This is a genomic window from Paenibacillus sp. RU5M (assembly GCF_900221055.1).
GTDB lineage: Bacteria > Bacillota > Bacilli > Paenibacillales > Paenibacillaceae > Paenibacillus > Paenibacillus marchantiae.
In genome coordinates, this window is sequence record NZ_OBQM01000002.1 from 1,039,885 (window position 1) to 1,053,910 (window position 14,026).

General features: G+C 46.3%; 12 protein-coding genes and 2 pseudogenes. 5 read left to right on the forward strand and 9 right to left on the reverse strand.

What is annotated here, in order from left to right:
- Positions 1–21 precede the first annotated feature (21 nt).
- Positions 22–225: pseudogene (locus tag CRO25_RS10570) on the reverse strand (SDR family NAD(P)-dependent oxidoreductase); the annotation flags it as partial.
- Here CRO25_RS10570 and CRO25_RS33825 point away from each other — a divergent pair.
- Positions 184–412: pseudogene (locus tag CRO25_RS33825) on the forward strand (helix-turn-helix domain-containing protein); the annotation flags it as partial. The pseudogenes CRO25_RS10570 and CRO25_RS33825 sit on opposite strands and share 42 nt — an antisense overlap.
- Before the next feature lie 61 nt (positions 413–473).
- Here CRO25_RS33825 and CRO25_RS10580 read toward each other — a convergent pair.
- The gene (locus CRO25_RS10580; protein WP_072732282.1) at positions 474–911 is read right to left on the reverse strand and encodes a MerR family transcriptional regulator; all 438 of its coding nucleotides are present in this window, start codon (positions 909–911) and stop codon (positions 474–476) included.
- A gap of 205 nt (positions 912–1,116) precedes the next feature.
- On the opposite strand from CRO25_RS10580, the gene CRO25_RS10585 reads away from it, so the two are divergent.
- Positions 1,117–2,001, forward strand: coding sequence for an SDR family NAD(P)-dependent oxidoreductase (locus CRO25_RS10585; protein WP_079694877.1), 885 nt, complete (start codon positions 1,117–1,119; stop codon positions 1,999–2,001).
- A gap of 108 nt (positions 2,002–2,109) precedes the next feature.
- Here the strand turns inward: CRO25_RS10585 and CRO25_RS10590 are convergent, their stop codons facing one another.
- Positions 2,110–3,504, reverse strand: coding sequence for a DUF1254 domain-containing protein (locus tag CRO25_RS10590; RefSeq protein ID WP_097115756.1), 1,395 nt, complete (start codon positions 3,502–3,504; stop codon positions 2,110–2,112).
- A 160-nt stretch (positions 3,505–3,664) separates the two neighbouring features.
- Here CRO25_RS10590 and CRO25_RS10595 point away from each other — a divergent pair, with 160 nt between their 5' ends.
- Both CRO25_RS10595 and CRO25_RS10600 read left to right on the forward strand, forming a co-directional pair.
- Positions 3,665–4,837 carry an oxalate decarboxylase family bicupin gene (locus tag CRO25_RS10595; protein WP_079694879.1) on the forward strand — a complete coding sequence of 391 codons (1,173 nt, stop codon included), beginning with the start codon at positions 3,665–3,667 and terminating at the stop codon, positions 4,835–4,837.
- Positions 4,838–4,865: 28 nt separating this feature from the next.
- Positions 4,866–6,005 carry a zinc-dependent alcohol dehydrogenase gene (locus CRO25_RS10600; RefSeq protein WP_079694880.1) on the forward strand — a complete coding sequence of 380 codons (1,140 nt, stop codon included), beginning with the start codon at positions 4,866–4,868 and terminating at the stop codon, positions 6,003–6,005.
- Positions 6,006–6,129: 124 nt separating this feature from the next.
- Here the strand turns inward: CRO25_RS10600 and CRO25_RS10605 are convergent, their stop codons facing one another.
- From CRO25_RS10605 to CRO25_RS10620, 4 genes are all read right to left on the reverse strand, one after another.
- Positions 6,130–6,915, reverse strand: coding sequence for a class I SAM-dependent methyltransferase (locus tag CRO25_RS10605; RefSeq protein ID WP_079694881.1), 786 nt, complete (start codon positions 6,913–6,915; stop codon positions 6,130–6,132).
- Positions 6,916–7,112: 197 nt separating this feature from the next.
- Positions 7,113–9,107 carry a PTS fructose transporter subunit IIABC gene (locus tag CRO25_RS10610; RefSeq protein WP_079694882.1) on the reverse strand — a complete coding sequence of 665 codons (1,995 nt, stop codon included), beginning with the start codon at positions 9,105–9,107 and terminating at the stop codon, positions 7,113–7,115.
- A gap of 135 nt (positions 9,108–9,242) precedes the next feature.
- Positions 9,243–10,154 carry a 1-phosphofructokinase gene (gene pfkB / locus CRO25_RS10615; RefSeq protein ID WP_079694883.1) on the reverse strand — a complete coding sequence of 304 codons (912 nt, stop codon included), beginning with the start codon at positions 10,152–10,154 and terminating at the stop codon, positions 9,243–9,245.
- A gap of 2 nt (positions 10,155–10,156) precedes the next feature.
- On the reverse strand, positions 10,157–10,903 hold the full coding sequence (locus tag CRO25_RS10620; protein ID WP_079694884.1) for a DeoR/GlpR family DNA-binding transcription regulator: 747 nt from the start codon (positions 10,901–10,903) through the stop codon (positions 10,157–10,159).
- Between the two features lie 262 nt (positions 10,904–11,165).
- Here CRO25_RS10620 and CRO25_RS10625 point away from each other — a divergent pair, with 262 nt between their 5' ends.
- Positions 11,166–11,849, forward strand: a complete 684-nt coding sequence (locus CRO25_RS10625) for a G1 family glutamic endopeptidase (protein WP_079694885.1) — start codon at positions 11,166–11,168, stop codon at positions 11,847–11,849.
- A 129-nt stretch (positions 11,850–11,978) separates the two neighbouring features.
- On the opposite strand, the gene CRO25_RS10630 is transcribed toward CRO25_RS10625, so the two are convergent.
- Complete coding sequence (locus CRO25_RS10630; RefSeq protein ID WP_079694886.1) at positions 11,979–12,428, reverse strand: hypothetical protein; 450 nt, start codon at positions 12,426–12,428, stop codon at positions 11,979–11,981.
- Positions 12,429–12,595: 167 nt separating this feature from the next.
- A complete protein-coding gene (locus tag CRO25_RS10635) occupies positions 12,596–14,023 on the reverse strand; it encodes an NAD(P)-binding domain-containing protein (RefSeq protein WP_079694887.1) in 1,428 nt (475 codons plus the stop codon).
- Positions 14,024–14,026: the final 3 nt, after the last annotated feature.

Here is a 14,026-nt window from a genome sequence, read left to right on the forward strand (position 1 = left end):
ATACCATATTGCAACCTAGAGCTCGCGAGCTTCTTCATCAGAGATGGATTCGGCAAGTTCGGATTCAGTCACACCTGGCGATACGAGGGTCACGCGGATATCTGCGCCTACTTCCTGGCGCAGACCCTCCGAGATCGCACGGACCGCGTACTTAGTTGCACAATATACCGCGGCTGTTGGTGTCACGGCAAAGCCATTACCGCCATGAGTCCACTGCAATATCAAAAACAGATTCGATTGCAGGAGGCACGGCGAATGCTGCTTGCAGGTTTCAACCGATGCAGCCGATGCTGCATTCCAGGTTGGGTACGAGAGTCCTTCCCAATTCAGTCGGGAGTACGCTCGCATGTATGGTCTTCCTCCCAAAAGTGATATCAAACGCCTTCGCCATATACTCCATATCGAATGCTAAATATAAGCAAAAAAACCACGTCATAATGACGTGGTTTTTGGGTTCCGCTGGCTAGCAGCGCTCAGGAGAAGATGTTCTTTTTTTCAAATACAGACATCTGATTCTCCCCGGTAATCGGGCACTCATCCGGAAACATGCTACGCTTCTCCATCTTCTCATCGATAAAATCGACGATCTGCTGCAAGGATGCAATCTGGGCTTCAATCTTTTTTCGATGGTTCAGCAGCATTTCACGCTCATCCGGGAAATCTTCAAGGTCCGAATCCATCGACATCTGTAGATAAGGCTTCATCTCCTCCAGAGACATGCCTGTTTTTTTCAAACAAGTAATAAGCTTCATTGTCTGGATGTCCTCCGGACGGTATACCCGATGGCGATTGGCCTTGCGTTCAGCCCGGGGAAGAAGTCCAATCTTCTCATAATAACGAATGGTATCTTCCGATAGCCCGGCCTGTTCTGACGTCTCTTTAATGGAGAACACTTCAGTATCATTCATCATCGTCGACCTCCTCCGCCTTCATTGATCTCTATCTTACAACTTGGAGTCAGCTCCAAGTCAAGGTTGTTATGCGTTTATAGATACCGCATCCAAAAAATTAAAATATAAACCAACAGTACGCTTGACTTGGAGTCGACTCCAAATTGTAGAATGAGCGCATTAGACAGATTGGCCCTGTCACACCATTCACTCAGGAGGTATTTATATGAATTCAAACCATACACGTCGTACAGCCTTAATTACAGGATCAACTTCGGGAATCGGTCTTGAACTGACCCGCACCTTGTTAGCGGAAGGCTGGCAAGTTATCGGCCTTAACCGTTCCGCTTTTCCGAAGGAAGACAGTGATATTCAGGACGGATTGCGCTCCGGTCAGCTCCGTTGGGTTCAAGCTAATCTTACTCAGTACGATAATCTGAGAAAAGCACTGAATCAAATTAAATCCGAAACGGATACCATCGATGTGTTGTTCAATAATGCCGGGGGCAGCGGTTACGATCTTCGTTTGTCCGATCAGGGACATGAAATGCACTTTGAATTACAGACCGTGGTGCCGTACATCATTTACATGGAACTACAGGATCTTCTTCACAAAAGCACCTTGAAAACCGTTATTAATACATCCACCAGTGCGTTTAATATGGTTAAACAGTTTAACCTGGACATCCTGGAACATCCAGCCGAGTTCAAAAAGTTGTTTGGTCCTTATGCCACTTCAAAGCTCGCACTGTCTTTATGGACACACGAAGCTGCTTCTACCCCTGCGGCTAAAGGAATTCGGTTACTCAGTGTGGACCCTGGGGGCAACAATACACTCAGAGGTAATAAAACATCTGGACTGCCCTTTTATATTAAACCAATCATGAAGCTGTTCTTCCCACATCCAAGTCACGGAGCTTCTCTGCTTTATAACGCTGCCATTGCGCAAACCAAACTTACATCCGGTACGTTCCTGATGAAAAACAAACCCGCCAATCTTCGTTTTACGGATCAAGGCTCGGCAATTTTGAACAGAGTACATGAAATTTATGAGCATGAATTTTTGCAGCTTGACTCCAAGACCGATCCTGTAAGCAAAAAAAGTGTCTGAGCTTTCTTCTTTACTCATCAAAAAGACGTGACCGAGCGTATCGGTCACGTCTTTTTGATGTTCCTTTGGATCCATTTTACTCCTTACATGTATGGTATCTAGGCATTCCTATTGTATCCGAGCGACCGGAGGTACTTCATATTCCCCATCTAGCATGGATGGTTTCGGCGCAAACATCCTCAGCACCAAATTGAATTCACCTGGTGGTGCAGGAAGCCAATTCGATTCTTTCCCTTCAGGAGCAGATTGCTGGATATATATGTCCAGCGATCCGTCAGGATTGTACAGCAAACCTTTCGTCAAATCCCCAATTGAATATCTGCCAATGGCATTTTCGACCAGATAAAAATCAGAGCCATACAGGGTGAGAGACCAAAATCCGGTCACCTGCGGAAGATCATTCTTGTTAAAATGCAACACATACCGTTGCGTTCCATGCAGCTTTTCCCCATTTTGATCTGTAAATGCACGTGCATATAGCTCTTCCTCCGGGACATTAGCGCCCAAACCAGAATATGCAACGACAGCTCGCAGCAGAAATTGGTTGCCATAGGTTCCAATATCACGGCCGACATACCACCCATTGGTGGTTGGAATGGATTTGACTGAATTCGTAATGATACCTTGCGCATCCTTTGCAGCACGCAACAGTCCGGCTTTCGTGGCAGCATTCAGATCAGCTGGTTCAAATCCCTTGGCAGGATCAATGCCAACTAGCTTGAACTGATCCAGCAGAACTGCATCACAGGCAGGCGGAGGGTTTTGCCGAATCTGCTCCGTCATGATTTTATAGAAAGCAAACGGGTCGTTCTTCATGGAAGACATCGGATTCGAAGACGAACCATCTTCTATACCACTGGCAGATTTACTCGTTATCGTAGACAGGGTGAACTGCTTCTCGAAGGCAACTGCACGTTTCAGATCCTCTTCACCGTTCACCTCCACACGTCCGAGCAGCCAAACGATTGGCGTTGGGGCATGGATGGACGCTTTGGTGATATCACTGCTTCTACCAGGTCCAACGATGGTGAACTGCCCTGCCTTGTTTTCTGTCGTACGATTGGACACATTCCTGAACGTATTGGTATACGCATCAAGCATTTGGACGGTGTAATAACGGTCATCCGTATTAGCCGGAACGTTCAGGACCACCGGACCTTTGGAGAGATCTAGCCAGGCGCTAAAATAAAGCGTATTGCTATTAGGAGTTACAATATCGTGATATTGCGGAGAAGCCAGCATGCTGGAGTAATAAAACTGATTGAGCGGAGCCCTTGTTTTCAGAGCCATCTGTCTCGTTTGTTCCATAACTACTAGCGGATAGCCATATATGTAAGCCTGAACCCCAAGCGAATAAGCCAACTGTTCCTGAGAAGAAGCTGCTTTGTCTTTCTTTATGTAATCTGGACTGGCCTGAACCTCCAGTGGCCTCGCGGCGATCGAAGTGGATACAATCCCAACGATGAAACAGATGTAAAGCAATAACCTGAAACGTTTGCGCATTCCACTCACCACCTATCATGAATTTTCACGTTATTTTCCACCTCATTACCGCAGATTATTCCCGTCCCTCATAATAGCCAGGCTCTGGTTCATAATCTTTCACTATACCAACATCTGTCATGGATGAAGTGATGAAGTGATGAACTGGAGGAATCCGCATATGAAAAATGAAAACAACAACAACAACAACAATGGCAAGCCATTAATTATACCGCAGCCGATACGAAAAGATGGTGCCGGTGGACCCGATCTGGGACCTCGGGATGTGATGAGAGATTTACAAAATCCAGATATGCTGGTGCCTCCGGTAACCGACAACGGCTTATTACCCAACCTGAGGATGTCTTTTTCCGATACACATATGCAGTTGAACCATGGCGGTTGGTCCCGCGAAATTACAGTACGGGATCTGCCCATCGCTACAACACTGGCTGGTGTGAATATGAGTCTCACACCTGGAGGCGTACGGGAGTTGCACTGGCATCAGCAATCGGAATGGGCGTATATGATCTGGGGTACGGCACGGATTACGTCCGTGGATCAGCAAGGTCGTAATTTTATTGCAGATGTGGGACCCGGAGATCTGTGGTTTTTCCCAAAGGGTCTGCCTCATTCCATTCAGGGCCTGGCCGATGGATGTGAGTTTTTGCTTGTATTTGATGATGGATCCTTCTCCGATCTGAATACATTATCCATCTCTGATTGGTTTGCGCATACGCCACCGGAAGTGTTGTCCGTCAATTTTGGCATACCCGAATCCGCGTTCCAATCCATGCCAACAGAACAGGTTTACATTTTTCAGGATCAGGTCCCTGGTTCCCTCGCAAGCCAGGAAGTGCAGTCCCCCTATGGCACGGTTCCGCTCTCCTTCAAACATCGGCTATTAGCTCAGAAACCGATCGTTACACCGGGAGGCAGTGTACGCATTGTGGACTCCACCAACTTTCCGATCTCAACAACCGTTGCCGCAGCACTCGTGGAAATCAAGCCTGGAGGTATGCGCGAACTTCACTGGCATCCCAATGCGGATGAATGGCAATACTATTTGACCGGGCAAGGAAGAATGACGGTTTTTGGAGGGAATGGCATTGCACGCACATTCGACTATCGGGCTGGAGATATTGGATACGTACCTGTAGCCATGGGACATTATATTCAGAATACGGGCACTGATACGTTATGGTTTTTGGAGATGTTTAGAAGTGACCGCTTTGAGGATATCTCCCTGAATCAATGGATGGCATTAACCCCGGAAGAGCTAGTGCATGACAACCTGAACGCTTCCCCCGAACTGCTCCATTCATTGCGTAAAGAAAAATGGCCTGTTGTTTAATAGGAATACATCTAGGAGGAATATGAAGATGAAAGCTGTTACTTTTCAAGGAACCAAGGATATTCAAGTCAAAGAGGTGGAAGATCCTCGATTGCAGCAAAAGGATGACATCATCGTGCGTATTACTTCTACAGCCATATGTGGATCAGATCTTCATATTTATCAGGGAGCTCTGCCAGCCCAGAAGGATTATGTCATCGGCCATGAGCCGATGGGCATTGTTGAGGAAGTGGGACCTGAAGTGACGCGAGTAAAAAAAGGAGATCGTGTGGTGTTGCCTTTTAACATCTCTTGTGGCGAATGCTTTTATTGCAATCACGACATGGAGAGTCAGTGCGATAACTCAAACCGTAATCCGGAGATTCATACCGGAGGTTATTTTGGCTTCACGGAACGATACGGAAATTATCCAGGCGGTCAGGCTGAATTTTTGCGTGTTCCTTATGGGAATTTCATGCCTTTTGTGATTCCCGAATCATGTGAGCTCGAGGATGAAGCCCTGTTATTCCTGTCCGATGTGCTCCCTACTGCGTACTGGAGTGTTGAGAACGCCGGGGTGAAGCCGGGAGACACTGTAACTGTGCTCGGCAGCGGGCCGATTGGCCTGATGGCACAAAAATTCGCCTGGATGAAAGGTGCCAAACGAGTCATTGCTGTGGATCGTCTTCCGTATCGACTGGACAAAGCCAAACGAATGAATAATTCCGAAGTATTTAATTTTGAAGATTACGATGATATGGGTGAACATATTCGCGAAATAACCCAAGGCGGAGCGGATGTTGTCATCGACTGTGTAGGCATGGATGGCAAGAAATCCACTTTGGAGGAAATTGGACAGAAGCTGAAAATTCAAGGCGGTACATTAAGTGCAATTGAGATCGGTATCAAGGCTGTGCGCAAATTCGGGACGATGCAACTGACGGGTGTTTATGGCTCGACCTATAACATGTTCCCCCTAGGCAATCTGTTTGAACGAAACATTAACCTGAGAATGGGACAAGCCCCTGTTATTCACTATATGCCGGAGCTTTTCCGCAAAATCACGGCTGGCGAATTCGACCCTACCGAGATCATCTCTCACCGCATTGCGCTGGAAAATGCGAAGGAAGCTTACCGGATTTTCTACGAACACGAAGACGAGTGTACCAAAGTTATACTGAAACCTTGATTATGTGACGACGATCTAAAAAGGCAGATGTCCCTTACGCGGGCCCTCTGCCTTTTTTGCTTTTGCTTTTGCTTTTGCTTTTGCTTTTGCCCACTTTAACGAATTAATTAATGATGGCGAAACCTTATTTTCCTTTTACCGCCTGAATATATACACTTTCTCCTTTGAAGCTAGCGAGTCTGCCAGAATGCGTCACTTCAAAATTGAAATACTTCTTAATTACAGATGGCGCGCTCAGCATGCTTGCTTCAAGCTCTCTACTTTCCGACTCCGGGAGTCCAGCCCTATTGCACCAGTCTTCAAATATAAAGTGTTTCTCAAAGGAAACCATCGTTTCCATTCGAAATCCTGCAAGCTCCAACATCCGAATCCATTCCGTCTTACGCCATGCCCGAACATGACTTCCATCACGCCACTTCTCGATTTCATTGTAAAATTGGTCATTCTCATCATGTTCAGGTGCCACATTATCAATTAATAACAGTCTGCCACCAGGTTTCATTACTCGAAGCGCCTCTGCTACAAAGGAAGGTACGTCTGGAAAATGGTGTGCAGCAATGCGACAGGTCACAAGGTCAAAGAAATCATCCTCGAAAGGGACGTGTTCAGCATCTCCTGCAACAAAATCCACATTCTGGTGCCCATTTCCCCGGATAAAATGTTCAGCCACTTGTAACATCTCATCCGTTAAATCCAATGCGATAACCTGCTCCACAAGCGGAGCTAATGCATTGGCAACATGTCCTCCGCCAGTGGCAATATCCAGCACCTTCATATCCAAGCTTGCTTGAGATGAAGCCACAAGAAATGCCAGATCATCCCCTTTGGCATGACCGGCACTAGTCACATATTTCTCCGCATTTTTCGCAAATTGTTTGCGTACCTGTCCTTTAATCTGATCATTAGACATGCTGTTCCCTCCTTATAGTTTCATTAGATGAAACATTGTTTCATTAATTAGATATTATTTATCTTATCACAGAATGACCTGCAGCGAAATAAAAAAGCATCTCCCCAGTGAATTTCACTGAGGAGATGCCATCTTATTTTAAATAATCTATGAGATAGAGATTGTTTATAACTTTTAGGGAAACTTTACCCTTTGACTTATTTCACAATGGTCGGCGATTTTTTCCACAGTCCGAGAATCAGACCGGAGATTACTGCACCGATTGCTACAGCAAGCAGGAAGAGTAATGCGTGATTCGCCAGTGCCGCAACAAAGATTCCGCCATGCGGAGCAGGTACGTTAATGCTCCACAGTTGAGTCAGCCCACCTGCAACAGCAGAACCGAGAATACAGGATGTCAGGACACGCAGCGGGTCAGCCGCAGCAAATGGAATGGCACCTTCCGTGATGAAGGAAAATCCGAGCACGTAATTCGTCAAACCTGATTTGCGTTCTTGCTCCGTAAATTTGGATTTGAAGAACGTTGTAGCGAGTGCAATCGCTAGTGGCGGTACCATACCGCCCGCCATAACAGCTGCCATCCAAGCACCATCCGTATTGCCGCTGGATGTGAATACACCGATAGCAAATGTATAAGCCGCTTTGTTAAACGGTCCACCCATATCGATGGACATCATGCCGCCAAGCAGCAAGCCAAGCAATACAGCATTTCCTGTACCCAGGTTTCCAAGTGCATCTACAAGCCATGTGTTAAGGGAACCGAAGATTGGATCAAAGACATAGAAACTTATTGCACCAACGATAAGCAATCCGAACACAGGATAGAGCAGGATTGGTTTCAATCCGTCAATTGCTTTAGGAAGTCCTTTAAATAGTTTGCGCAGACCAATTACAACGTAACCTGCCAGGAAACCGGCAGCCAGACCACCAAGGAAACCGGCGTTCGAATTCACAGCCATCAATCCACCGACCATACCAGGCATCAGGGCCGGACGATCACCAATACTCATCGCAATAAAACCGGCAAGGACAGGAATCAGGAAGTGGAACGCACCGGTCCCGCCACCAATGGTCTGCAACAATTGCACAATAGGATTGTCCGGACTCGCAATTTGTTCAAACAAGAAGGATATGGCGAGCAAAATCCCGCCACCTACAACAAATGGAAGCATATGCGAGATCCCGTTCATTAAATCTTTATAAATCTTGCTGCCCATGCTCAATTTGCCTTGGCTTTCTCCTTCACCCTTCCCGCCGTTGCCGCCTTGGCTTCGGTAGATCGGAGCGTCCCCGTTAACTGCTTTGCGAATCAGTTCTTCGGATTTGCGAATGCCATCGCTTACGGGTCTTTGCAATACCGGTTTGCCATCAAAGCGGGCCATTTCCACATTTTTATCCGCCGCAATGATTACCCCTTTGGCACGAGCGATTTCATCAGCTGTCAGTACGTTCTGTGCTCCTTCGGAACCGTTGGTCTCCACTCGGATATTAACGCCCATCTCCTGTGCTTTCTTTTTGAGAGCGTCTTCAGCCATGAACGTGTGAGCAATACCTGTTGGGCAAGCGGTTACTGCAACGACAAAATCTTCAGATGCTGCATCACCAACAATAAGGCCTGATGTATTCTGCATGTGTCCATTCACATTGCCCGCGCCAGATACAGAATTTGTTCCATTTGCAGCATTTGCTGCTTTCTCCGCTTCGGCTTTTTCTTTGGCAGCTTTTTTCTCCGCTTCTTCCGCCTGTTTCGCATCGAATAATGCAGTCACTTCTTCAGGAGTGTCCGTGCTCATTAGCTGCGAGATGAAATCGCTATCAATCAACAGCCTGGAAAGAGCCGCAAGTGTACGAAGATGTGTATTAGCCGCCCCTTCTGGAGCTGCAATCATAAAGAATATATGAGCCGGTTCATCATCAAGTGCTTCAAAATCAAGTCCTTTTCGACTCTTGGCAAATACAACTGTAGGTTCATTAACTGCTGTTGTTTTGGCATGAGGCATGGCAATACCGACACCGATTCCCGTGCTGGATTCCGCTTCGCGTTTATAAATCATTTCCTTAAACAGAACCGGATCATTAATACGCCCGCTACGGTTTAAACTTGCAATGAGTTCATCAATAGCCTCTTCTTTCGTCGTGGCTTGCAGGTCCATGATCATCGTTTCCTGGATCATCAGGTCTGTTATTCTCATTTGGAACACTCCCTTAAATTCAGTCAGCCTGCGTGATACAGACCGACTTATAATTGTACTTCTTACGCTGTTATCTGCTATTAACTGAATCCCCTCTTCTAAAAAGGGGCCTGTATTCCATTCATTTTGTACGGACTATATTTTGGTTACGGTGACTTGAGTACGCAGCTCTTCGATGAGTTCACGAGTCGCCAGGTCATCTGAGAAAGCCGTCGCACTACCCGAAGCAACCCCCGTTCGGAACGCTTCAAGCAGGTCTTCGTTTAATCCAAATGTACCTACGAATCCACCGATCATGGAATCTCCAGCACCAACCGAGTTTTTCACGACACCTTTTGGAACGCTCGCATGGTAGACATCTGTTTTGGTAATCAACAGCGCTCCTTCTCCTGCCATGGAGATCAACACATGTTTGGAACCTGCTTCCAAAAGCTTGCGACCATAGGTCACCAGTTCCTCTTGAGTGTCGATGGTTACTCCGAAAAGTTCAGCTAGTTCGTGATGGTTCGGCTTCACCAGCAGCGGTTCATGTACCAAAGCATCCATTAAAGCGGGTCCTGTCGTGTCGATTACAAATTCGGCACTCGTTTGTTTGCACACGTTGATCAGACGATCGTAGAAATCAACTCCCAGTGAAGGTGGTACACTTCCCGAAAGAATGACGATATCTCCTTTTTGCAATGCGGATAACTTGTTAAGCAACCCCGCTGCTTCCTCTGGTCGAATGGCTGGTCCCAGTCCGTTAATCTCTGTCTCTTCCCCATGCTTCAGCTTGATGTTAATTCGGGTATCATCTGCGATGGTAACGAAGTCCGTCAGAATCTTGTCTTCCTGCAATTTGTCATTAATGAAACGGCCTGTGAACCCTCCTAGAAATCCGAGTGCAGTGTTTTTGGCTCCCAGTTGATTAAGCACTCGCGATACGTTAATGCCTTTGCCTCCAGGAAGTTTCAGGTCCCGATTCATACGATTCAAATCACCAAGCTTCAGATCATCCACTTCCACGATGTAATCAATGGAAGGATTAAGTGTTACGGTATATATCATGGCTATCCCTCAATTATTTTAGTTTTCTGGGCGATTACAGAGCGCCAGTGTTCCGGCATACGTTCTGTGATCAAGTCTGCCTCCTCAAGGTCAAACAGTTTGGCAAAAGTAATTTCCCCAATTTTGCTGGAATCAGCCAGCACGTAAGATTTCCCGGACAATTGATGTGCACGTCTTTTAATCAAGGCTTCCTCCGGATCGGGAGTTGTATACCCCATTTCGGCATCCACTCCGTTGGTTCCGATAAAACATTTATCAAAACGGAAGTTGTCCATGTTCTGTAATGCGATACTGCCAATCACGGCTTTGGTGTGAATTTTCATCATTCCGCCAAGCAGATAGCTGCGTATTCGCTTACTTACCAGCGCTTCTACATGAGAAAGTCCGTTCGTCACTACCGTAACGTCCTTGGCCTCAATATAGGCGATCATGGCTAATGTCGTCGTCCCTGCATCCAGATAGATACATTCACCATTGTTGATTTCCTGCGCAGCTAAACGAGCAATCGTCGTTTTCTGTTGAATGTTTTTGAACGTTTTTTCTTCCATACCGGGTTCCGGCGTCTTTTCATTCACTAGAGCAGCACCACCATGTATGCGTTTCAGCATCTGACGGCTCTCCAGGTCAATTAAATCACGCCGTATCGTTGATTCAGAAGCACCCAGCACATCGACGAGCTCTTGCAGTTTCACAATGCCTCTTTCGTGTAAGCGCTCTATAATTGAAGCATATCGTTCTTCAGTTAGCATTTTCATTCCTCCAACTGCTTTTATAGTAACATAAATTCCTCAAAAAACAATCACTTTCATTCAAATTAATTTAAAAACATTCAAAAACCATCAACATTCGACATTTTATAGACATCAAACATCGCATTCAACCCTAAATATCGTTCAAAATCATTCAAACCTTATTTCTTTCTCAGATTGTCCATGTCCTCTTTCGTCTTCCATGCATTTGATAATATCGAACGAATGATTTCGTCTCTATTTTCACATGGGAGGTGGCCGTATGGCGAATAATCGAAACAAACGCCGAAAACCCTGTATACCTCATACAGGCAAAACAAATTCTTCACTACGCTTCGGGTGGATTTCCTCCAACTGGAGTGGTTATGCCCGCGCGGGTGACAAAGCTGAATTCAGACGTATCTCGGCTGAATGGAACGTGCCCTTTGTTTTACCATCGTCCAAGTCCTCATACTCCTCAGCCTGGATCGGAATCGATGGATACGAGAATTCCAATCTCATTCAGACTGGAACAGGCCATGATTGGGTTAACGGCCAAGCTAGTTATTATGCCTGGTGGGAAATTCTTCCGGACGTTGAAACGGTCATCCCTTTTCCTGTATCACCGGGAGATCGGATGAGAGCGGCCATTTACAGAATCAATCGAACTCGCTGGTGTATCACACTTCATAACCTGACCCAAAATTGGACTTTCCGCACCGTTCAGCAATATACAGGTCAGCAATCATCCGCGGAATGGATTGTAGAAGCTCCATCATTGGGAAACACCATCTCCCGGATGGCAAAAATCACGCCTGTCACCTTCAAGTGTTGTCGCCTGAACGGTCGCTGCCCCGGCTTCATCGTCAAAGAGAAAGGCATCATGATTCAGCAAAAACAGGTTGTTTCCATTCCAGGAACACCGGGACCAAGCGGAGACTCTTTTGTCGTGAAACGAAACGGCTGAACCTTCTTCGTTGACAGATTGGTTGTAGGCAGATTCGTTAATGAAAAAAACTGCAATGTGCCTATTCGGCGTACCATTGCAGAATGGATATTCGGTCATTATGGAATTGACACGAGTCTCTTTTTTCAATTATAGGAATAGCTCAGCCCTGTCTGGTTTGGGTTTTACCCAATTTCCTTCTTCATTAATAAATGCACCCTTAAAACGCCCCATCTCCAATTTCTCTACTAGCTTCATCTCATCCAGTACCAGAATTTCAGACAACTGCTGCAAACTATAAAAATCACTTGGATCATAATCCAGCAGGATTGGAACAGCCATGTCGTACAGTTCTTTAATTAGATTCTCCAATGAATGACGGCCGAGGTTGTCCATGGTTTGGAAATACTTCAGATCATGGGACACCAGATTGCGGAACGATTTATCTTTCAAGTTCATCCACAGCGTATTACACGCCTGAACACTCATATAGTTCTGCTCTACATCATAATATTGGATCTCTTCAATCTTCATATACTTTTCCTGAAAAGCTACAATTTTGATCAAGGGTTCATTTCGTTTGCGTGACGCTTTCTTCAAATGGGTTCTGAACCCCTCATAATCCATGATTCTCACAATAATCTATCGCCTGCCTTAACGCTGTATAATTCGATATTTTACAGCATTATATAAGCACACGTAAATGTAACTTTAGAAAAAGGAAAACCGTACAGCATCTTACCCCGCTGTACGGTTATTTTGAATACTCAGATTCCAACTTCACTTTTCACCCAACTCGCGGTAAATTCCTGTTCGTTATACTTAAAAAATTGCTCCAAGATCTGTTCCCGGTCATCCAGGAAAAGCTGGTCGGCTACAGCTGAAACCAACTTCGGCACAGCATTCCTTGTCCCCGATATTGCTGAGGCGGAGAGGCCGCAACTTGCAAGTGCAGAGTAGTTAAAGACAAACAACCCACGCAGCTTATCCTGCCCCTCCTCATCTCTGCTGGTCATTGCAAACCCGGGACTAAGGTAGGGATGTGCATCAAGCAGTGCATTCCTTTGTCCTATCGGAGCTTGAAAGCGGTCTGCCCAGCGTGCAATGTGTGCCTCTACCATACTGAGCTCGGGACGCAGTGACGGATCACTCACCATACCCGTACTTATGACCAAAAAATCAAAGGAGTCCTTGCCCTGTGGCGTAGTCACTACCGCTTTCCCATCCTTCATCTGTATATCCAGCCAAGGCGCATGAAGATGTAATTGGAAGCCTGGCCATGCAGCGGCTCGGTTGAAGGTATCGTTCGTCGGTGGCTGATTGTATTTGAAAAAATGGGAAATGGTCACATACTTATCCTCGTCCGACAAAACGTGAAACCGTTCGATCATACCGGATTGTTCCATCTGACGAATCGGGTTAATGCTCGGCAATTGTTCCCGCCGCACAAATACGTGAGCCTCAGCCACGCCTGTGGCTAGTGCAAAGTTGGCATTATCAAAGGCAGAAGCCCCGCCGCCAAGTATGGCAATCCTTTTTCCTTGTAACCGCTCAAAATCAATCAGCTCCGACGTATGTGCATACAAATGTCTAGGTACTTTCTCAGCGATCATTGGTGGTACATGCCACTCCCCACCACCCTGGATGCCCGTAGCCAAGACAACCTTTCGTGCCAGCAACATATTACTTGGAGCCCCCGCACCTGTAATGTGCAGTCGGTGTATGCCTCCATCTGCAGGTTCAATCAGTCTCAATTTCACTTCATTCATGACAGGCAGATTAAGCACTTGCCTGTACCAGCGCAGATAGTTCATCCATTCGCTGCGCGGAATTTTATCAACCGCATCCCATCCGGAGAAGACCGATTGCGCCTCCCACCATGCTCGAAACGTCAGCGAAGGAATACCGAGATCAATGGAAGTCAGATGTTTTGGTGTACGTAACGTGACCATACGCGCATAAGTTTCCCAAGGTCCCTCCAACCCTGCGGCATTTTCATCAATGACGAGAATGTTGGATATCCGCTCACGCAGAAATCCAAAAGCAGCACCCAAGCCGCTCTGCCCACCACCTACAATAATGACATCATAGATATGGCCTTCGTCATGTTCCCGCGGGCGAATCCAATCCGCACCTCCATATGCGAGATAAGCCAGATCATCTTGTACTCGTTGGTTTAATGTTTCAAGGCTCATCAT